The organism is Flavobacterium marginilacus, from assembly GCF_026870155.1.
GTDB lineage: Bacteria > Bacteroidota > Bacteroidia > Flavobacteriales > Flavobacteriaceae > Flavobacterium > Flavobacterium marginilacus.
Map to the genome: position 1 here is coordinate 3,934,836 of NZ_CP113975.1, position 21,514 is coordinate 3,956,349.

Consider the following 21,514-nt stretch of genomic DNA (forward strand, 5'->3'; position numbering starts at 1 on the left):
CATGGTATTATTTGCGGATAGTTAGAGCCTGTTTAAAAATTTAAAATAAATAATTGTTATGGGTTAAAGAAACCGATTGAAATTTGTCTTTTTGTAGTGACCAAACCATAAAAAGATGTATCCAACCGATTTGACAGAAACCCAGTGGCAATTTATAAAAAAGATTTTAGGATTCGATGATAGAAAGCGGAAATATAATTTGAAAGTCATTTAGAATGCGATTAATTATCTCGTAAAAACAGGTTGTCAGTGGCGAATGTTACCTAAAGATTTTCCAAAATGGCAATTAGTGTATTATTACTATTGGAAATGGTCAAATTTGGAATGTTTTGATTTATTACTGTCAAAATTGCGAGAAAAAGTCAGGTTTAATAGAGGTCAAAATACAATGCCAAGTCTAGGAATAATGGATAGTCAAAGTGTACGATGGGGAAATAATCGTTCCTTAAATAGTTTTGATGGCAATAAAAAAGTAAAAGGAATTAAACGGCATATTGTGGTTGATAAAAATGGGTTTCTTTTGGCAATAATGGTAACAGTTGCCAATGTCCATGATAGTAAAGCGGCAGATTTACTAATGAGGACGCTTCACTATTTTTTATGTCCTATAAAAGTAATCCTTGCCGATGGTGGTTACAGAGGCGAAGTGATTGAAAACATAAAAAATAAATTTGGCTATATTATTCAAGTGGTAATGCGTTCAGATGATAGAAAAATGGGGTTTAAACCTATACATAAAAGATGGATTGTAGAGAGAACATTCTCTTGGTTTGACAACGACCGAAGATTATGTAGAAATTATGAACTACTTTTTGAAACATCCGAGAATATGGTCAAAATTGCAACTATAAAATTATTATTAAATAAAATTTAAACAGGCTCTTATATAAGTCAAAATCAATTTTAAAGCAACTAAAAATCAATTACAATGAAAAAATTACTATCAAAAATAGCTCTGGGATTTGTTCTTTTATTAGTTCCAATGGCTCTAAATGCTCATAATATCTGGCTGGAAGTAAAAGGATCGGGCAAAATCAATGATAAAGTACAGGTGCAGTTATACTTTGGCGAATACGGTCAGGAAGCTCCAGAAAAAGGAGCGAAACCAGACCGTTTAAAAGACATCAAAATATTCCTGATTGATGCTTCCGGAACAAAATCAGAAATTACAATGACACAGACAGAAACGCACTGGCAGGGTTCTTTTGATGCAAAAACCATTGGAACCTATCAGATAATTGGAATAAATGACCAAGGAGAAGTTAGAGATATGTCCAAAAAACATCTAGGTTTTGCAAGAAGCATCTCGTATCTAAAAGCTGTTTATACAGTAAAAACTCCTGAAACAAAAGAATATGCTGTTCATCGATTAGATTTAACTGTACAAAAACAGAATGACACTTATTTGCTGACTGCATTTAAAGACAAAAAACAGCAGGGCAATCTGAATATTACAATTATCAATCCGGATGGCTGGGTAAAAACAACAGAAACAAATGAAAAAGGTAAGGCATCTTTTGTTCCAAACAAAAAGGGGCTCTATCTCATCAATCTGGAATGGATCGACAGCACCAAAGGAACTTTCAAGGATAAAGCATTTGATAATACTGTCAATAAAACTGTACTCTCGTTGAGAGTTGAATAAACCACTATGGCGTCAGACTTAAAATATACTACGCTAAACCCTATTTATTTGCCACAAATTTCACAAATTAGCACTAATTAATTTGTGAAAATTTGTGCAATTTGTGGCAAAATTTTTAGGAACCGAAAGATAAATACACTAAAGAACATAGTTTTGAACTAAATTTGAGACTAATAAATCTAAAAACTGTACAAAAAACAAAGATTCGGAATCTCATCTGAATCTTTGTTTTTTTTTGCAACAAATAGAAAAAACAGCTTAATCATAAATTTGAAAATAAATAAAATTTTTAACACAATTTGTTTAAACCTTTCACTGTTTTTTTAATCTAAAAAAGTGCATTTTAAGCCATATTTAAGAGTATAATAATTGGTATTACACTATTTATTTTTACATTTGCACTATTTTTATTTATTCTAAATAATACCCGATTTAAGTACGAAATAAAGAATCAAACGTAACTACCCTATAACAACAAACAATTATGAAAAAAAATATTTTCATTGCTTTTGCCTTAGTATCTGCATTATTCGTTAGTGCACAGCAGAAAAATATGCTTTTAGAGCAGTCTTTCTGGAAAACATCACCAGATTTAGCGACAGTTCAAGCTGAAATCGCAAAAGGTAGCAGCCCATCTGAATTAAATTCAAGGTCTTTCGACCCAGTAGTTCTCGCTATAAATAATGATGCACCAAACGCTACTATAAAATTCCTACTGGAACAGCCTGGAAATGAAGTTACAAAAACAACTCACGACAACAGAATATATCTGCATTGGGCTGCAGCTAAAGGAAATCTTGAAATCATAGAATATTTGATTGCTAAGAAATCTGATGTGAATCTGGAAGACAGCCACAGTTCGTTTCCTATCACGGCAGCTGCAAGCAGCGGTGTAACTAATACTGCAGTTTATGAAGCTTTTTTTAAAGCGGGTGTAGAACCTATGAAAAAATACCAGGACGGTGCAAACCTGCTGCTGCTGGCAATTCCTTATGACAAAGACCTTGCACTTTCAGCTTATTTCGCAACCAAGGGAATGTCACTCAAAGATGTAGACAGTAACGGCAATACCGCCTTCAATTATGTAGCCAGAACAGGTAATATTCCTTTCTTAAAAACACTATTGGAAAAAGGAGTAAAACCTACAGACAATGCACTGATTTTTGCTGCTCAAGGTTCCAGAAGAGAAACAAATACAATCGAAGTTTACAAATATTTAGTAGAAGATTTAAAAATCAATCCTAGTGCGACAAGTAAATTTGGGGAAAATGTATTTCATTTTCTTGTCAGCAAACCAAAACAAGCAGATATCATTAACTACTTTTTGGGCAAAGGCGTAAGTATTGCCAAAGCCGATAACGAAGGTAACACTCCTTTGATGGTAGCTGCTGCGGCAAGAGAAACTTCTGCAGCATTGGAACAAATACTGCTGATTGTAAAAACAATAAATTTCCAGAACGGAAATGGAGAATCTGCATTGACAATGGCTATAAAATCAGGAACTCCTGAAACTGTTACTATGCTTTTAGACAAAGGTGCCGATGTAAAAGTACTAGACAAACAAGGAAATGGTCTGGGTTATTACCTAATTCAATCGTACAGAGCTCCAATGCAGGGAATGGGTGGCCGTCCGGAAGGCGGGAACGCGCCAAAACAAGATCCTTTTGCGGCTAAAGCAAAACTGCTTCAGGACAAAGGCTTAAACTTGGCCGCAGCTCAAAATGACGGAAATACGCTTTATCATTTGGCAGTAGCCAAAAATGATTTAGCTTTATTGAAAAAATTAGCCGATTTAAACATCGACATCAATGCTAAAAACAAAGACGGATTAACGGCTTTACACCGTGCCGCGATGATTGCCAAAGACGATACCATTTTGAAATACCTGCTTTCTATTGGTGCCAAAAAAGATATCAAAACTGATTTTAAAGAAAGTGTTTTGGACTTGGCAAAAGAAAATGAAACACTGACAAAAAACAAAACAGATTTAACTTTTTTAAAATAGCAGTAAGCTTTAGGTCTTAAGCTAAATTCATAATTCATAATTCATAATTCATAATTCATAATTCATAATTCATAATTCATAATTCATAATTCATAATTCATAATTAAATATGAAATCAATATTCAAAATAGCTCTTGCGGGAGCATTCATCTTCCTTTTATCTTTCCAAGCCACAGCGCAGACGAGCAAATACAAATGCATGCTTCAAATGTCTAACTATACAGGTGAAGGGGCTTATATAGTGGTATCTCTTATCAATGCCAAAGGTGAATACGACAAAACGCTTTATGTAATGGGTGATGATAAAAAATGGTACAAAACCCTAAAGGAATGGCATAAATTTTATTCACAAAAACCTACTGATATTAGTGCAAAAACCGGTGCTTCAGTTACAGGCGGCGACCGCAGCATGACAACACTGGAAATTGAAGATTCTAAAATCAATAAAGGATACAAACTTCGTTTCGAAACAGCGGTCGAAGATCAAAAATATTATGTAACCGATCTTGAAGTTCCTTTGACTACCGAAGGAATCGCTGATAAAACCGAAGGCAAAGGATATATCCGCTATGTAAGATTGAATAAATTATAATTTTTATCTGCGAAAATCTGCAAAATCTGCGTGCTCTTTTTTTACGCAGATTTTGCAGATTTTTAAACAAAATCCCAATAACACAATTACATCAATGACTCTTTCTTTCTGGCGTTACTCCCACTTGGCCTTGGCGGTGTTTTCTTCGTTGTTTTTACTATTAGCATCCGTAACCGGAACCATACTCGCGGTTGATGCCATTCAGGAAAAAACAGTTTCTTACCGAGCCGAAAATTTTGATACAATAACGCTCGGCGAAACCTTACCGATACTCAAAAAAAACTATCCTGAAATAACCGAAGTAACAGTTGACCACAACCAATTTGTAACTTTAGAAGGGCTAGATCAAAAAGACAATGATGTCAACGCTTACATCGATCCGCGGACAGGAAAAATATTAGGAGAACCCATCAAGAAAAGCGAATTTATTCAATGGATTACAGGACTTCACCGTTCACTGTTTCTTCACGAAACGGGGCGATTTTTCGTAGGATTTATTTCTTTTATCTTAGTTTTAATTTCAATTTCGGGTTTTATTCTTATCCTTAAAAGACAAAGAGGTATCCGCAACTTTTTTTCCAAAATCATAAAAGACTATTTTGCTCAATATTATCACGTTGTTTTAGGCCGATTGGCACTGATTCCGATACTGATAATAGCAGTTACCGGAACTTATCTGACATTGGAAAAATTCAATTTTTTCATTCCAAAAACAGATTCGAAAGAACAGCAGGAAACCGTAAAACCTACACCAATTACCGATAAAGCCTCGATATTTAAGAGTACACTTTTAGCCGATGTTGAAAAAATAGAATTCCCTTTTTCAGACGATCCCGAAGAATATTACATTATCACCCTAAAAGACCGAGAGATTGAAGTCAACCAAGTTACAGGTGCCGTTGTAAGCGAAAAACTTTTCCCTGTAACAACTCTCTTGTCAAATCTCAGTCTTGACCTGCATACCGGCAGAACCAATGCCATTTGGGCTTTCATCCTTGGACTTGCCAGTTTAAACATATTGTTTTTTATCTATTCCGGTTTTGCAATGACTTTCAAAAGAAGAGCAAGCCGAATCAAAAACAAATTCAAAGCCGAAGAAAGTAAATACATTCTGCTCGTCGGTTCCGAAAACGGAAGCTCCCTACGATTTGCCAATGCAATCCTGAAGCAGTTAACTGATAGCGGAGAAAAAGCACATATTGCAGAGCTTAATAATTACACTATTTACCCAAAAGCCGAGCATTTATTAATTTTCACATCAACCTATGGCTTGGGCGATGCCCCGTCAAATGCTGACAAGTTCGAATCACTTTTGAATAAATACAATCAACAGCAAAAAATTAACTATACCGTAATTGGTTTTGGCTCCAAATCATATCCGGATTTTTGCGGTTACGCGAAACAAATTGACCTATTGCTTGTAAATCAGGAATGGGCGCACCGATTTATTGATCTGCAGACAGTAAACGACAAATCAGCCGAAGAATTTGTCGAATGGGTAAAACAATGGAATCACAAAACTGGTTTCCAATTGGCAACTACTCCATCTTTGTACAATCATATTCCGAACGATTTAGAGAAATTAATGGTGTTAGAAAAAACTACAGTTTCAGAAAATGAACAAACCTTTTTACTGACATTGCGTGCTGGAACGCGAAGCAGATTTACCTCGGGAGACTTATTGGCGATTTATCCCACCAATGACAATAGAGAACGTCTCTACTCTATAGGAAACAGTAACGGAAACATCCAATTGGCGGTAAAATTACACCCTTCCGGTTTGGGTTCCGGATTTTTATACAACGCAAAAGCCGGCGATATCATCAAAGCCAGAATAATTCCTAACCATGCTTTTCATTTTCCTAAAAAAGCCAAAAAAGTGGCTCTTATTTCAAATGGAACTGGAATTGCTCCTTTCTTGGGAATGATTGAACAGAACAAGAAAAAAGTCGAAATCTACTTATATAGCGGTTTCCGCCAAAAAACCGAAATCACTTCCAGTTACGAAACATTTGCTTCCGAAATGACTCAAAAACAGCAATTAAAGAACATCAACTTGGCATTTTCCCGTGAACAGGATCATCATTATGTAATGGATTTAATCAAGAGAGACGAAGAATTTTTTGCTGATTTATTGAATAGCGAAGGCACGATAATGATTTGCGGAGCACTAAAAATGCAGTTTGATGTCGAAAATATACTTGACGCAATTTGTCTGTCAAAAAATAACACAACTCTTTCCAGCTATATAAGCAAAGGTCAGATTTTGACAGATTGTTATTAATTTTTGGAGCAGAAAGATAGGGCATTTTTAGAAACATGGGTCCCGCTCTTCGTTTCAATCTTGTGGGCTGAACCCCAGCCCACAAGGATTTCCACTTCGATCGGGGCTAAAGACAGGCATTTTTGCTTTTTTGGAATTAATTGTTATTCAGTATTCGAGACCTAACAGGTTTTAAAAACCTGTTAGGTCTAAAATTAGGGGTTCGAAAGAATTGAAAACTTTATTTGACTCATTTTTACACAATATTGTCATGAATGACAAAGTTTAAGGAAAGAAATACTGAAACAGAGCAATCGAATCAAAGCAGAATACAAAATCATTATGAAAAGAAAATACTTTACAGCACTATTATCACTGTTTTTTCTAATCCAGACCGTCAACAGCCAAGTCCTCCGCAAGAGAGCCACAATGCTTATGGGCGGGCGTTTTGACATTACAATTGTTGCCAAAGATTCATTAACAGCAGAGCAAAGTATTGATGAAGTTATCACCGAAATTTCGAGGATCGAATACCTAATCTCCGACTGGAAACCCAGCACTCAAATATCCGAAGTAAACAGAAATGCCGGAATTCAGCCTGTAAAAGTCGATAAAGAAGTTTTTGAACTGACGAAAAGAGCCATTCATTTCTCAGAAATAACCAATGGCGGTTTTGATATCAGCTTCGCTGCTATGGACAGAATCTGGAAATTCGACGGATCCATGACCGAAATGCCTTCGGCGGAAGTCATTAAAAAATCGGTCGAAAAAGTAGGTTATAAAAACATTATTCTGGACAGTATAAACTCAACCATTTTCCTAAAATTAAAAGGGATGAAAATTGGTTTCGGAGCACTCGGTGAAGGTTATGCCACCAATAAATGCAAGGAAATGATGCTCGCCAAAGGAATCAAGGCAGGAATTGTAAACGGCACCGGCGATATGAGCACATGGGGAAAACAGCCTAACGGAAAACCTTGGAAAATAGGCATTACCAATCCTTTTCATCCGGATGACTTATTAGGTGCTATTCCGCTGACACAAGGTGCGGTTACGACTTCTGGATCCTACGAAAAATTTGTTGTTTTTAACGGCAAACGCTATTCCCACATCATAAATCCGTCAACTGGTTATCCAGTAACCGGTCTCTGCAGTGTTACCGTTGCAGGTCCAAATGCCGAAACCGCCAATGGATTGAGTACTTCCCTTATGATTTTAGGACAAAAGGAAGGTTTACTTTTGCTCAACAAATTCCCCGATTACAGCTGTCTGATGATTACTGATGAAGGGAAAGTAGTGAAATCAAAAAACTTCCAAATTAAAAAAATCAAATCTAAACTTTAGTTTTCTTAAAAAACTATCCTTTTTTATAAGCTCCATTCTAAATTTTCCAAAACGAAATAGATTAGCAAACAACGTTACGAAGCAATTCCTACAGCCTTAGAACAATATTTATTAGCAAATATTTCTTGTATTCATAATTTTTAGAGCAATAAAAAAATCTAAAATAATGATTCACAAATAGTTAAAAACTTATTAAAATATTATTAATATTTAGTCTAAATAAGTTGTCACATCTAAATTTAGGTTTTATATTTGCATTGTTATTTTTAATTATTCCAAATAAACAACATGAAATATATTTTCCTCCCCCTAACGCTCTTAGCATTCTGCCTAAACAGTCAAGCCCAAGACGTTGCAAGTAATTCAAACAGCACAAAAGATAACAGCCTTTACTATTTTGCTTCCGACAGTATAAAATCAGTTAATGATACAGTAAAGAAAAAAGGCCAGCAATTAAAAGAAGTTATAGTAACTGGAAATAAACAGCCAAAACCAGTAACCGCTTTACGTTCTGGATTAAAACCAATGGATGTACCACAAAGTGTACAAATAATTGATGCTGAAATTATCGAACAGCAGCAGGCTATCCGCTTGAGTGATGTTATCAAAAATGCAAATGGAGTATATGTAGGATCTGCCCGAGGCGGTGCCAATGAATCATTATGGTCCAGAGGATACTCAATGGATGCTAACAATATGTTTAAAAACGGGTTCCGCTATAATGGAGGTTCGATTCCAGATGTAGCTTCTTTGGAAAGAGTAGAATTTCTTAAAGGTGGTTCTGCCTTACTTTTTGGAAATGTTACTCCTGGAGGAATACTAAACTTGGTTACCAAAACGCCTAAATTTACCGAAGGAGGTCAATTAAGCATGCAAATGGGAAGCTATGCTTTTTATAAGCCATCTATTGATTTTTATGGACCAATAAACAAATCTATAGCTTATAGATTTAATGCCTCTTACGAAAATTCAGAAAGTTTTAGAGATTTTGTAAAAAACGATCGTATTTATCTTAACCCATCTTTATTGTTCAAAATTTCAGATAAAACTCAAATTACAGCACAGGGAGATTATTTAAGTGCTGATTGGACTCCTGATTTTGGAACTGGAATTGTAGATAAACAGATATTAGATATTCCAAAAAATGTTTATTATGGCGCACTTTGGTCAACAGGAAACACAAAATCATCAAGTGCTTCAGTATTTGTAAATCATGATTTTAATGACAACTGGAAATTAGGTTTCAACACGTCATATCAATCCTACCGCAGAACACAAAAATCTACAGCACAATTATCTAATTTAGCTTATTCAGATATTGATAATGATAACGTTCAAGAAGTGAATTGGAAGCGTGGTTTAACACAAGCAGATGCTGCCGAAAAAATATATGGTAATCAACTGAGTCTGCAGGGAACTTTCAATACAGGAAAAATCAAACATCAAATATTTACAGGAGCTGATTATGAATATTCTTCTGCTCCAAGTTATACTTTTGTATTTTACGACGACAAAAATATCACCCAGACTACCGAAACTAAGGCCATAAATCTTTTCAATTACGATTACAGCAAAGAAAGTTTAAATGCACCATACGCTACCAGAGCAACCCAGCTAGCTACTACAGATACACAACGTTTTGGAGCATTTGCTCAGGATTTAATTTCGATTAATAAATATATCAAAGTCTTAGCAGGACTACGCTGGTCTTGGCAAGAAGCAGAAGTTACAACTACCAAAGAGGTACTGACACCATCAGCAGATAAAAAATCTAACACTATAACTACTCCTTTAGAAGATGCAATCCCTACAACAGCTGACAAAGTATTAAATAAAGCATTTTCTCCAAAAGCAGGATTAGTAATTCAGCCAAACAAAGATTTATCATTATTTGCTAGTTACTCTAACTCATTTTCTCCAAATACAGGAACTAATGTTAATTTACAGCCTTTAGATCCATCTATCATAGACCAATACGAAGCTGGTATAAAAACAGATTTCTGGAAAGGCCTTTTGAGTACAAATGTAACCGTATACCAAATTGAGAACAACAACTTGGCTCAAACCGCCCAATTCCAAGCTGACGGAATTACCGAAAACGTAAACACCAATTTAAAAGAATTAGTAGGTGCTACAAAAGGAAAAGGAGTTGAAATTGACATTACTGCCAGACCCATTGAAGGTTTAAATATTAATGCTGGATATAGCTTTAATGAAACTAAAGTATCAAAATCTTCAGGAACAAGTGGCAGCCTTGTTGTGGGAGACGTTCTTGCAAGAACACCAAAGCACACTGCGAACTTAAGTTTTTTCTATAAATTACCTAGCGGTGTATTAAAAGGATTATCTTTTGGAGCTATCGGGAACTATATTGGAGACAGAACGGGTGGGTGGAATGATGACTATCAATGGGCACTCAACACAAATACTCCTAATCCAAATGACTATACTGTAACAATCAGAGATCGTGATATTCCATTAGAGGGTTATACAACAGTGGATGTTTCTGCAGGATATGATTGGAAAAAATTCTCCATCCTTTGTAAATTATCTAATATTACTGATGAATTGAATTATACAGTACACGAAAACTACAGTGTGAACCCAATTGCTCCACGTCAAGTAATGGTAAGTTTAAAATACAAATTATAAATACTGTTAGTTAAGCTTTTTATTTTTTTTCAAAAACTTTTTCTGTTCCTTTCATCATTTTGAAATACAGAAAAAGTTTTTGTTTTTAAGAATAAGAACTACTTTTACAGGATTCATTTTAAATTTAACTAACAAACCCCAAAATAAATATGCCATCTCCAGTTTCAGAATGTCTGTATTGCCAAAACAATGACACTTTAAACCAATTAATGATTAAAATAGGCGATTTAAAAGTATCACAGCTTTTCCTTTTCAAAGAACAATCGTATTCTGGACGATGTAACGTAGTTTATAAAGATCATGGTGTAGAACTTTACGAGTTAAGCGACGAACAGCGCAATTTATTCTTTGAAGATGTTGCCAATGTTGGAAGAGCAATTGCCAAAGCTTTTAATCCAGACAAAGTTAATTATGGCGCCTATAGCGACACTTTATCACACCTGCACGTTCACATCGTACCAAAATACAAAGAAGGTTACGGCTTTGGAACGGTATTCGAAATGAACCCGCAGAAAACGTATTTAACCGATGCCGAATATACCGAGGTAATCGAAAAAATTAAAGCGAATTTGTAAAACATAAAAAATCCCAATTCTGAAATAGTATCAGAATTGGGATTTTCTTTTAAAGTGGAAAAAGTTTTGTCCAAAATCTGGACAAATTTTTTTTGTATCTTTGTAATTATCAAAAAATAAAACCATGACAACCATAACCATTAATGAGCGTACAAAGGCAGGCAAAGCATTGCTTGAACTGGCAAAATTATTATCGCTTACAAATAAAGGTGTGGAAATAAATGAGGAAAGCACATACGCCCCTGAATTTGTTGAAAAAATAATGAAGGCCGAAAAAAACATAAAAGAGGGAAAAACCAAAACTATTGATCCGAATGATGTATGGGGAAGTTTAGGATTGAAATAACCCAAGAAGCCGAAAAAGATTTGGCTAAACATTTTAAATCCGGCAATAAATCAAACATAAACACTATTCGAAAAATAATACTTGAACTTGAGAACACACCCTATCAAGGAATTGGTAAACCCGAAAAACTAAAACATCAATTTAGTGGTTATTGGTCAAGAAGAATAAATCAAAAAGACCGATTGGTTTATAAAGTTGATGAAGATATCGTCACAGTTTATGTAGTTTCAGCAATGGGACATTACTCCTACAAATAAAAAATCCCAATTCCGAAAAATTTCAGAATTGGGATTTTTTTACCTTCTGGATTTAAAATAGTCTGCTAGATTTTCACAACCCGACAAATCACCACTATATTCCGGAAATTGTGTGGCAACCCTTTTTGAATCACTATATACATTCTCTTCTGCATAATCCATCATCCTCAGACAAAGCGCTTTGAATTTTGCTGTTTTGGCATTTTGAAAAGCTAATTTGTAATAGGCTACTGCCTTGAGTTTATTTCGGTATTCTATTTCGTCTATATAGGACTCATTTTCATAGTTTTGGTCAAAATAAGAAGTACTGCTGGAATAACGGCGCATCATCCATGAATTACCATAATCTGACATATTGTAATAACAGTTTGCCAAAAGAAAATAGTAATAATCTCTATTTTTGATTTTCGGATTATTGGCTAGATTGGTGTATTTTATCAAATGTTCAGTGATGGAAAGTTTGGTAACCAAAAACCTTTCTTTATGTTCAATAAAGTTTTCGGTATGTTTAAAATCATAAAACGGATTCTGGTCAAAAGTATAATCGTCGCCATAATTCCCTCTTTCCCAAGCATTATAATTGTCTTCCCAGTATCTTTCATCTATCGATTTAAAAGTAATTAAAGCATTACTCAATTGATTTTCCCGAATGTATTTTGTTCCCAATAAATCCTTCAAATAATCATTATCTTTTAGCAATTTGGCATAAATCGCTTTTTCGAATTGACTTAAATTTCCTACTTTCAGTTTATTGACAATAATCTGCAGATACTTGGCCGAATACACAAAATCCAAATAGTCGAAATAAGTATAAAACACTTCCAAATTCCCCGAGGTTTGAATGCGGTTGCCTTGCCATTCAACATCGCTAATATCATAACCATTATCAAAATTTGATTCCAATAAAGAAATTAAAGCAATTCCATCAGTAATATTTCCTTTAAATTCCAATTCTCTTCCCAAAGCAAAAATAAAACGCACGTCTTTTTTGTATTTCAAAATCACATTTTGGATCTCAGGCTTGATAATTGCTTTCCCATTTTCTTGATTCGCCGTAATACAAATTGCTTTTATTTTTTCAATCTCTTCTAAAGACTTATCGTTTTTAAACTTTTTTTCAAATGAAGCTATTTGTTGTAAACAATCATCATATTTTCGGGTCATAAACAGCAGATTAATTTGAGAAGCTTCCCAAACCAAAGGGTTTTGTATCGCTTTCAAATCAATTGATACTACAAAATCCAAAACTTCCAGAGCATAGAATCGGTCTTTTTCAGAACGGTCTCTTAATATTTCAGTAGTAATTTTATCATTATCTTCACTCCAATAATCAAATTGCGTTGAAGGCAAATAATTGGAATAATAAGGTGTATAAACCCAATCTTCAATTTTATTTATCTCGCGCAAAAGCAAAAAACCAAGAATCTCTGATTTTGGATTATTTTTATAAATTTCTTTTAGATAATCTAGATTTTTATCTACTTTTTGAACAGAAGCATACGCATAAACATTAGCAATTTCCTCTTTGCTTCTGGCATGTTTTAAAGCTTCTGAAATTTTAAATCCATCGTGAAAATAATAATAACTAGCGTATGTTTTTTCAGGGCAGTCAGCCATTAAGTTAGCTGTATTCAGCATAGATTCACCACCTGATTTTGTAAAATTATAGAAAAACAAACTCCAATAATATAGATAATCTTTTTTGTTTCCATTGAAATTATCCTCAAAAACAGTTTTTATAACATCCGTTTTTCCAGCATAATAAGCCAATCGAGTTGCCAAAAAAGCATATTTGCGTTTAAAATAGGGATTGTGTTCTTGTTGTGTAATTCTAACTAATTTATCCAGGAAATCACCTCTCTTATTTGTGTTCACAGCCTCATTTCTTTCCCAAACATCCTGTTCGAAAAAACCATTAATGATTTCACAGTTCTTTGCTGTTTTCAAATAGGCAATCGCATCTTGTTTATTGTTTTTATAAAGATATTGGATAAAATCATTATTGGATTTGGGGTTAATATCAGTCAGCGTCAAATTGTTATTAAAATCTTCAATAGATTCAATACTAACCTTTCTATTGGCAAAATTATACCAATCCAAAATATTGGCTTCCACACTAGTTTTGTAACTATTTGGATTTAGATCATAATCAAATCCCCATAAATTGGCATTATAGTAAAATGCCATATAGTGTGAATATTTGAAATATTCGGGTCTTAATAAACAATACCGAATATCCTCACCATAAGGCGAATAACCACATGCGATTCCCTTGTAAAAACTACTTACTAAAAGAACTATAAAAACTAGAAATCTCTTCATTACTGTATTTTTTAAAAGTGCTGTCATCTAAATGGAATAAAGAAATAGTTGCATTGGAATCTAATTCTACATTCTTTTTTATTATCGAAATTGCCTTACTGATTGTTTCTGCACTCACTTCTTCGCATTTTATTTGGTCTCCTTTTTTGAAAAAAGTATCATACTGATAAGTGCTGTCTTTTGTCACCTCGTACCACAATGGCTTGACTGGTTTTGTAAATCCGGCAATATCTGACGAATTCATATTTAACAATCCCGAAAAACGATTGTTTTCATACCATTGGGTCCAGTAAAATACAGGTAGTGCCACATCTAAATGCATAGGATAACTGCGTCTTTCATCCAAATAGGATTCCAATTCGGCAATGTCCAAAATAGAGTTTTTATCTTTTTGGGACAAAGGCTTTATAAGATTATAACACATCAGCATCGCTTTGTCCACAGGCGGAACTCCCATAATATCTGGATATTTATAAGGATAAAGGCGAAGAGTACAGCTGATTTCCTTATTGGATAATTCTTTTATTTTTTTCAGCAAATAGAAATACTTCTCTTTGGTCGATTTAGTCCAATCGCAGTCAATCTGAATTTCCGAATACTCAAAAATGTTTTTATCACTGTAATCTTTATGATATCTGTCAATCAGAAAAACAATATTATCTGCTAATTTGTCCAGCGATTTTTCAGTATTGTATTGAAAGATTTCGTTTTTAATAAAAACTGCAGGTACAATAGTTAACGAATCTAACTTGCGAAATTCATACTCTCTTGGCCTATTTTTTTCATACGGAAAATTGCCCATCGTTTCATTATAATCTACTTCAAAAAATTTGACATAGACTTTTTTGACCTGCAATTTGTTAATTTTCTCAATGGATTCATCATCAAAAGAAGTATTGCTTTTCCAGTAATAAAAAGCTCTTTCAACATTTTCTACTTTATTTTCTTTTTTGGAACAAGACAAAAACAAAACAGAAACAAAGGCAAACAAAACAATTTTTCTCATAGAAATAGGGATTTTATCAAAGTGTAAAAATCGTACTAAAATTATATAATTTCAAAACACTAAATCAAGAAATAAAACCATTTTTTTGACTGAAAACAAAAAATCCCAATTCTGAAACAGTATCAGAATTGGGATTCATTTTTTAAGATAATTTACTTATTTCAATCCAGCCAGACTCTGCTCAATTGTAGCAATTTTAGAAAGCGCATCGGCTTCTTTTTTGCGTTCGTTTTCGATAATTTCGGGTTTTGCATTGGCTACAAACTTTTCGTTTGACAGCTTCACCTGCACCGATTTCAAGAATCCTTGAATATAAGTTAACTCTTCAGTCAGCTTTGTTATTTCGGCTTCAACATCAATATTTCCGGTAATCGGAATGAAATATTCATTTGATTTCACACGGAAAGACAACGCTCCGTCCACTTTATCCGAAACATATTCTAAAGATGTAATGTTTCCTAATTTGGCTACAACCGAATCAAAATAAACAGAAGCTTTGTCATTGTTTACTACTTTCAATTCAATCGCATCCTTAAATGGAATATTCTTGTCTTTACGAATGGTTCTGATTCCAGAAATCACCTCGATTGAATTTTCAAAATCAGTAATTAATTTGGCATCGAACGGTTTCAATTCTGGCCAAGTTGAAACAATTAAAGCTTCTTCAGGAGTTCTTTCTGCAATATGCTGCCAAATTTCTTCTGTCAAAAATGGCATAAATGGATGTAATAATTTCAAATTATTTTCCAGCATTTCTATTGCTTTCGCAAAAGTAACGCTGTCAATCGGCTGTTGGTACGCTGGTTTTATCATTTCCAAAAACCAAGAACAGAAATCGTCCCAAACCAATTTGTAAATTCCCATCAAGGCATCAGAAATTCTATATTTTTCGAAATTATCCTCGATTTCCAAAAGTGTCTGCTGTAATTTGGCTTCGTACCATTCAATCGCCACTTTTGAAGATTCCGGCTGTGTAATTGAATCTGAAACTTCCCAGCCTTTGATCAATTTGAAGGCATTCCAGATTTTATTGGTAAAACCTTTTCCTTGATTGCACAATTCTTCGTCAAACATAATATCATTCCCTGCAGAAGCGCTCAAAAGCAATCCTACACGAACACCATCAGCACCAAATTTTTCAATTAATTCTAAAGGTTCTGGTGAATTACCCAACGATTTAGACATTTTACGTCTTTGTTTGTCACGAACCAAACCTGTTAAATACACATTCGAGAATGGTTTTTCTCCTGCATATTCATAACCTGCAATAATCATTCTCGCCACCCAGAAAAACAAAATATCCGGACCCGTAACTAAATCATTGGTTGGATAATAATATTTGAAATCTTCGTTTTCAGGATCCATAATTCCACCAAAAACAGACATTGGCCACAACCACGAAGAAAACCAAGTATCAAGTGCATCGGCATCTTGAGTAAGGTTGTCGGTTGTCAGTTGCTGGTTGTTGGTTCTTTCTTTAGCTAAAGCTAAAGCTTCTTCAATAGTTTCAGCAACTACAAAATCCTCTTTTCCATCGCCATAATAATAAGCCGGAATCTGCTGTCCCCACCACAATTGACGGGAAATATTCCAATCACGGATATTATTTAACCAATGTGCATAGGTATTGTCAAAACGTTTTGGATGCAGTTTAATATCACCGTCTTCCAAAACCGATTTAATAGCTGGTTTTACCAAATCATCCATTTTCAAAAACCATTGATCGGACAAACGTGGTTCGATTACCGCTTTTGTTCTTTCAGAAGTTCCTACTTTATTTAAGTGGATTTCGGTTTTTACCAAAGCTCCAGATTCTTCTAATTCTTTTGCAATTTCGGCACGAACCACAAAACGATCTTTCCCTTGGTAATGCAATCCAAAACTGTTCAAAGTAGCATCTTCATTGAAAATGTCAATGATTTCCAGATTGTGCTTCTCCCCTAATGTTTTATCATTTACATCATGAGCAGGCGTTACTTTCAAACAGCCTGTTCCAAACTCTACATCTACATATTCATCTTCGATAATTGGAATAACACGACCGCAAATTGGCACAATCGCTTTCTTTCCTTTCAAATGAGTGAAACGCTCGTCATTTGGATTAATGCAAATGGCAGTATCTCCAAAAATAGTTTCCGGACGAGTTGTTGCGACAGTCAAGAAATCTTCTGAACCTTCGATTTTATATTTTAGGAAAAATAATTTTCCTTGTTGTTCTTCATAAATAACTTCTTCATCAGACAAAGTGGTTTTGGCTTCTGGATCCCAGTTTACCATTCGGTAACCGCGGTAAATCAATCCTTTGTTGTATAAATCCACAAAAGATTTAATTACAGATGCCGACATATCTGGATCCATCGTGAATTTGGTTCTTTCCCAATCACAGGAACAGCCCAATTGTTTCAACTGTTCTAAGATTGTTCCTCCGTATTTATCTGTCCAATCGTAAGCGTGTTTTAAAAACTCCTCACGGGTCAAATCCGATTTATTGATTCCTTCCGATTTTAATTTGGCAACTACTTTTGCCTCTGTTGCAATCGAAGCGTGATCGGTTCCAGGTACCCAGCAAGCATTAAAACCTTTCAAACGTGCTCTTCTAATTAAAACATCTTGAATAGTATTATTAAGCATGTGTCCCATGTGCAATACTCCAGTCACATTGGGTGGCGGAATTACAATAGAATAAGGTGTTCTATGGTCAGGCTCCGAATGAAAATAATTATTCTTCATCCAGTAATCATACCATTTATTTTCAATAGTTTTAGCGTCAAATTGTGCAGGAATTGTCATTTTTATATGGATTCGTTGAATTGTTGATTCGTTGAATTGTTGATTCGTTTAATCGTGTTTCAAATCAAATTGACGATTAAACGGTCAAACAAATCAACAGCAAAAGCTTTGGTTTGATTTTTGATGTTATATATAACGGCAAAAGTAAATAATTAAGCACAGTATAAAAAGCGAAATAAAAAATTGTGCATTAATTAATAAGGTAGTACATTTACTATACCTACTAAAAAACCAAAGAAAATGAAAAAAATTACAGCACTTATCGTCCTGCTTTTTATAAGCTATATAGGATTTGCTCAAAATGGTCCTAAGATTGAAATACAGCAATCTAACAACACTATTGATTACGGACAAGTAAATAAGTCTTCCGATAATGGAATCCGGAACTTTACATTTACCAATAACGGCGATGCACCATTAAGCATAACCGGAATCCAGTCTACTGCCAGTTTCACTATACTGTACAAACCTAATCAGCCTATTGCTCCTGGAAAATCAGACAAAATTGAAATAAAATACAATATGGTGCCAGGTCCGATACGCAAAACCATTACACTGGAAACTAATGCCGTAAATTATGACGGTGGCCGTGTTCCTCTCAAAATTAAAGGAGAAGTCCTTACAAACTAGACAACCTATTTACAAAAAAAACGCTTTTAAAAGCGTTTTTTTTTACAAATCATCTGTCAAATGAAATGAAAATTTAAAAGGCTTACCATTTCTTTCAACCTCCATATAAAACTTTTTATCCTCTTCCGATTTAAACAATTCATTTAGCTTTTGCAATGAATAATGATAAACCGGCACTTTATTAATCGTAATAATTATATCTCCAGTCTGAAGACCGCTTTTTGCCGCTGGCGAATTTTTTCGAACATTAGCTATTTCATAAATTGGTTTGAGCTCAAATTTATATTTAAAATCATTCGTGATATTTCTTCCCTCACTATTAAAACTGACACTGCCGGACAAAGGCACTGTCTCCAGCTTGACAGTTTCTTTCACCCACTGTATTCCATTGTGTTTTATTTCGATACCGCTTTTATTATAACTAAAAGGTTCGCCAAAACCTGAATTTTTCTTCAAGAAAAGGCTTTCGTTTTTATAATCGAAAACTACCGAAAAACGCTTCAATATTTCTCCCCCAAGCGATCCTGCCCGATCTTTAACCATACGAACATTTTTTATAGAACTAGAATCTGGAAAAGCTACAATTGGTGACTTAAAAGTATAATTACCAAATGAATAACTAGCAACTCTGGCTCTTTTCCCTTCAATTTCACCGCTAAAACCTTTCCCTAAAAAATCATCAAAATTTTTAGACGGGACTTTAATTTCACTCGATAAATTTTGAAAAAGCCATACCGAATCGCTGTTTCCGGTATCCAATAACATTTTAGTCTGAACTTTAGAGTTCTCAATATCAACTGTTCCTACTATATAAGGTTTATATTTTTCAATTGTGATTGGCACCCTGTCAAATCTTTTCTCTATTTTTTTCCGATTTGCTTCAAGATTTTTATAAACGATAACTTTTTTATTCGCATAATCAATACGAACCAAATTCTCTCTAAAAAACTGACATCCTATAATTCCATTTACTGGAACGCCTATTTGCGAAGAAAGATTGAAACTCTGGTCGAGAATTACGTAAATAAGCTGTCGGGTTGCTTTAACCCCGTCTAATTCCAAAATATTATTGGTTGTTTTCAATCCTTCAATAGCTTCTTCGCTTCCCAAACCACGCAGACTTATTTTTTCGGAATTAAAAAAACTAACCTCCGGATTATCTTCCAGACTAAAAAGAATAGTTTCCTCAACTCCTGTATCCAAAAGAAAGTTCAGTTCTACTCCATTTACTTTTATAGGTATAAAAACTAAATTATTAATTAAAACTATTGGAACAGTAACTTTCTCAATTCCTTTATCAAATACAAAACCCTCCTGAGCAAAAACAGGCATTATTGTCAGTAATAAAAGAAAAAATACACTTTTTTTCTTCATTTAGTTATATTTCTATATTGTTACCCAATTATACAATAATAATGTATCAAAAACAACAAAATAGACATATTGTTTACAGTTATTATGGAAAATAAATTGCAAATTTGCACCTCAAATTTATAATCATGCCTGAAATTTCAATCAGAGGCCGGAGAATGCCGGAATCGCCAATCCGAAAATTGGCTCCTTATGCTGACCAAGCTAAAAAAAAGGGTCATAAGGTTTATCATTTAAACATTGGACAACCCGATATAAAGAGTCCGGAAGTTGCAATAAATGCTATTAAAAATATAGATTTAGCTATCATCGAGTACGGTCCTTCAGCCGGATACGAAAGCTACCGAAAAAAACTGGCCAAATTTTACACTAAACAGGATGTAAAAGTTGGTTATGAAGATATAATGATAACAACAGGAGGTTCTGAAGCACTTTTATTTGCTCTTGGAAGTATCATGGATCCAGGAGATGAAGTTATCATTCCTGAGCCTTTTTATGCCAATTACAGTGCCTTCTCGGAAGAGTCAAGCGCAAAAGTGGTTCCTGTAATTTCTAACATCGAAAGCGGTTTCACACTGCCAACGATTGAAGAATTTGAAAGAGCTATTACGCCAAAATCAAAAGCGATCTTAATCTGTAACCCAAATAACCCAACAGGCTATTTATATTCGGAATCCGAAATTAAACAGCTGGGAGAATTGGTTAAAAAACACGATTTATTTTTGATTGCTGATGAAGTGTATCGTGAATTTATCTATGATGAAAGAGATCACCACTTTTCGGTAATGAACCTGAAAGGAATCGAGCAGAATGTGATCATGATTGATTCTGTTTCCAAAAGATACAGCATGTGCGGCGCACGTATTGGCTGTATGATTACTAAGAACAGAGAAGTTATCGCTGCCGCTATGAAATTTGCACAGGCTCGTTTATGTCCGCCTACAATCGAACAAATCGCCTGCGAAGCAGCTATTGACACGCCTCAAAGTTATTTTGACGAAGTAATCGTTGAATACAAGGAACGAAGAGATATTTTAATCAGCGAATTGAACAAAATAGACGGCGTAATCGTTAAGACTCCGAAAGCTTCTTTTTACTGTATTGCCCAATTGCCTATTGATAATGCCGATGATTTTGCACAATGGCTTTTGGAAAAATACGAACTGAATGGTGAAACGGTAATGATTGCTCCTGCTGCAGGATTTTATTCGACTCCGGGTGTTGGTTTGAATCAGGTTCGTATCGCTTATGTTTTGAAAAAAGAAGATTTGATTAATGCTGTTCGAATTTTGAAAGAGGCAATTAGCGTTTATAATTCGAAATAGAAAGCATTTATCTTAAATATCAAAAAGCAATATCAATTAAGGGTATTGCTTTTTTTGTTTTATGATAAACAGGTTTTACCGCAAATTTGCAAATTATTTACGCAAGATTGCCATTGCGTAGGACACCAGCGAGACCAAATTGGCGAAGCAATCTCACGCGACGTGAGTAACCAACCTGAGATTCCTACGGAATGACAAGATTGTGGAATATTAGAATGGTAAAACGTAATTAATGGATAAAGTTTAGCTTTTCGGCAGAGACCTAACAGGTTTTGAAAACCTGTTAGGTCTGAATCACAGAATGTTATTTCAGTTCTTGATTTTTATTTCTGATGAAACAAAATGTTGTTCTTTAGCCCCGATTGCAGTGAAAATACTTGTATGCCGGGGT

The 21,514-nt window shown here is 34.5% G+C and carries 16 protein-coding genes; 12 read left to right on the top strand and 4 right to left on the bottom strand.

What is annotated here, in order from left to right; translation table 11 throughout:
- Positions 1-256: 256 nt before the first annotated feature.
- From OZP07_RS16280 to OZP07_RS16325, 10 genes are all read left to right on the top strand, one after another.
- On the top strand, positions 257-874 hold the full coding sequence (locus OZP07_RS16280) for an IS5 family transposase (RefSeq protein ID WP_281635933.1): 618 nt from the start codon (positions 257-259) through the stop codon (positions 872-874).
- 54 nt (positions 875-928) lie between these two features.
- Positions 929-1,645, top strand: a complete 717-nt coding sequence (locus OZP07_RS16285; RefSeq protein WP_281635934.1) for a hypothetical protein — start codon at positions 929-931, stop codon at positions 1,643-1,645.
- Between the two features lie 484 nt (positions 1,646-2,129).
- Positions 2,130-3,650 (top strand): ankyrin repeat domain-containing protein, encoded by a 1,521-nt coding sequence (locus OZP07_RS16290; protein WP_281635935.1) that lies wholly within the window; start codon positions 2,130-2,132, stop codon positions 3,648-3,650.
- Positions 3,651-3,759: 109 nt separating this feature from the next.
- Positions 3,760-4,242: a DUF2271 domain-containing protein gene (locus tag OZP07_RS16295; protein ID WP_281635936.1), complete on the top strand. Its 483-nt coding sequence runs from the start codon at positions 3,760-3,762 to the stop codon at positions 4,240-4,242.
- 94 nt (positions 4,243-4,336) lie between these two features.
- Positions 4,337-6,526, top strand: coding sequence for a PepSY domain-containing protein (locus OZP07_RS16300; RefSeq protein ID WP_281635937.1), 2,190 nt, complete (start codon positions 4,337-4,339; stop codon positions 6,524-6,526).
- Positions 6,527-6,847: 321 nt separating this feature from the next.
- Positions 6,848-7,849 carry an FAD:protein FMN transferase gene (locus OZP07_RS16305; protein WP_281635938.1) on the top strand — a complete coding sequence of 334 codons (1,002 nt, stop codon included), beginning with the start codon at positions 6,848-6,850 and terminating at the stop codon, positions 7,847-7,849.
- Between the two features lie 288 nt (positions 7,850-8,137).
- Complete coding sequence (locus OZP07_RS16310) at positions 8,138-10,501, top strand: TonB-dependent siderophore receptor (RefSeq protein WP_281635939.1); 2,364 nt, start codon at positions 8,138-8,140, stop codon at positions 10,499-10,501.
- A 149-nt stretch (positions 10,502-10,650) separates the two neighbouring features.
- Positions 10,651-11,076: an HIT family protein gene (locus OZP07_RS16315; RefSeq protein ID WP_281635940.1), complete on the top strand. Its 426-nt coding sequence runs from the start codon at positions 10,651-10,653 to the stop codon at positions 11,074-11,076.
- Positions 11,077-11,200: 124 nt separating this feature from the next.
- Positions 11,201-11,422 carry a DUF2683 family protein gene (locus OZP07_RS16320; protein ID WP_194643014.1) on the top strand — a complete coding sequence of 74 codons (222 nt, stop codon included), beginning with the start codon at positions 11,201-11,203 and terminating at the stop codon, positions 11,420-11,422.
- Complete coding sequence (locus OZP07_RS16325) at positions 11,398-11,679, top strand: Txe/YoeB family addiction module toxin (RefSeq protein ID WP_281635941.1); 282 nt, start codon at positions 11,398-11,400, stop codon at positions 11,677-11,679. Before OZP07_RS16320 ends, OZP07_RS16325 begins: the two co-directional genes overlap by 25 nt.
- Positions 11,680-11,718: 39 nt before the next feature.
- On the opposite strand, the gene OZP07_RS16330 is transcribed toward OZP07_RS16325, so the two are convergent.
- The 3 genes from OZP07_RS16330 to OZP07_RS16340 all read right to left on the bottom strand — a co-directional run bounded on the left by OZP07_RS16330 (position 11,719) and on the right by OZP07_RS16340 (position 17,797).
- Positions 11,719-14,001 (bottom strand): hypothetical protein, encoded by a 2,283-nt coding sequence (locus OZP07_RS16330; RefSeq protein ID WP_281635942.1) that lies wholly within the window; start codon positions 13,999-14,001, stop codon positions 11,719-11,721.
- Positions 13,961-15,007, bottom strand: coding sequence for a hypothetical protein (locus tag OZP07_RS16335; protein WP_281635943.1), 1,047 nt, complete (start codon positions 15,005-15,007; stop codon positions 13,961-13,963). Before OZP07_RS16335 ends, OZP07_RS16330 begins: the two co-directional genes overlap by 41 nt.
- A 156-nt stretch (positions 15,008-15,163) precedes the next feature.
- A complete protein-coding gene (locus OZP07_RS16340) occupies positions 15,164-17,797 on the bottom strand; it encodes a valine--tRNA ligase (RefSeq protein ID WP_281635944.1) in 2,634 nt (877 codons plus the stop codon).
- 240 nt (positions 17,798-18,037) lie between these two features.
- Here OZP07_RS16340 and OZP07_RS16345 point away from each other — a divergent pair, with 240 nt between their 5' ends.
- Positions 18,038-18,427, top strand: a complete 390-nt coding sequence (locus tag OZP07_RS16345) for a DUF1573 domain-containing protein (protein ID WP_194642996.1) — start codon at positions 18,038-18,040, stop codon at positions 18,425-18,427.
- A gap of 42 nt (positions 18,428-18,469) precedes the next feature.
- On the opposite strand, the gene OZP07_RS16350 is transcribed toward OZP07_RS16345, so the two are convergent.
- Complete coding sequence (locus OZP07_RS16350) at positions 18,470-19,801, bottom strand: PDZ domain-containing protein (protein WP_281635945.1); 1,332 nt, start codon at positions 19,799-19,801, stop codon at positions 18,470-18,472.
- Positions 19,802-19,926: 125 nt separating this feature from the next.
- Between OZP07_RS16350 and OZP07_RS16355 the strand changes: the two genes are divergently transcribed.
- Entirely contained in the window at positions 19,927-21,123 is a 1,197-nt protein-coding gene (locus OZP07_RS16355) for a pyridoxal phosphate-dependent aminotransferase (RefSeq protein ID WP_281635946.1), read from the top strand.
- Positions 21,124-21,514: the final 391 nt, after the last annotated feature.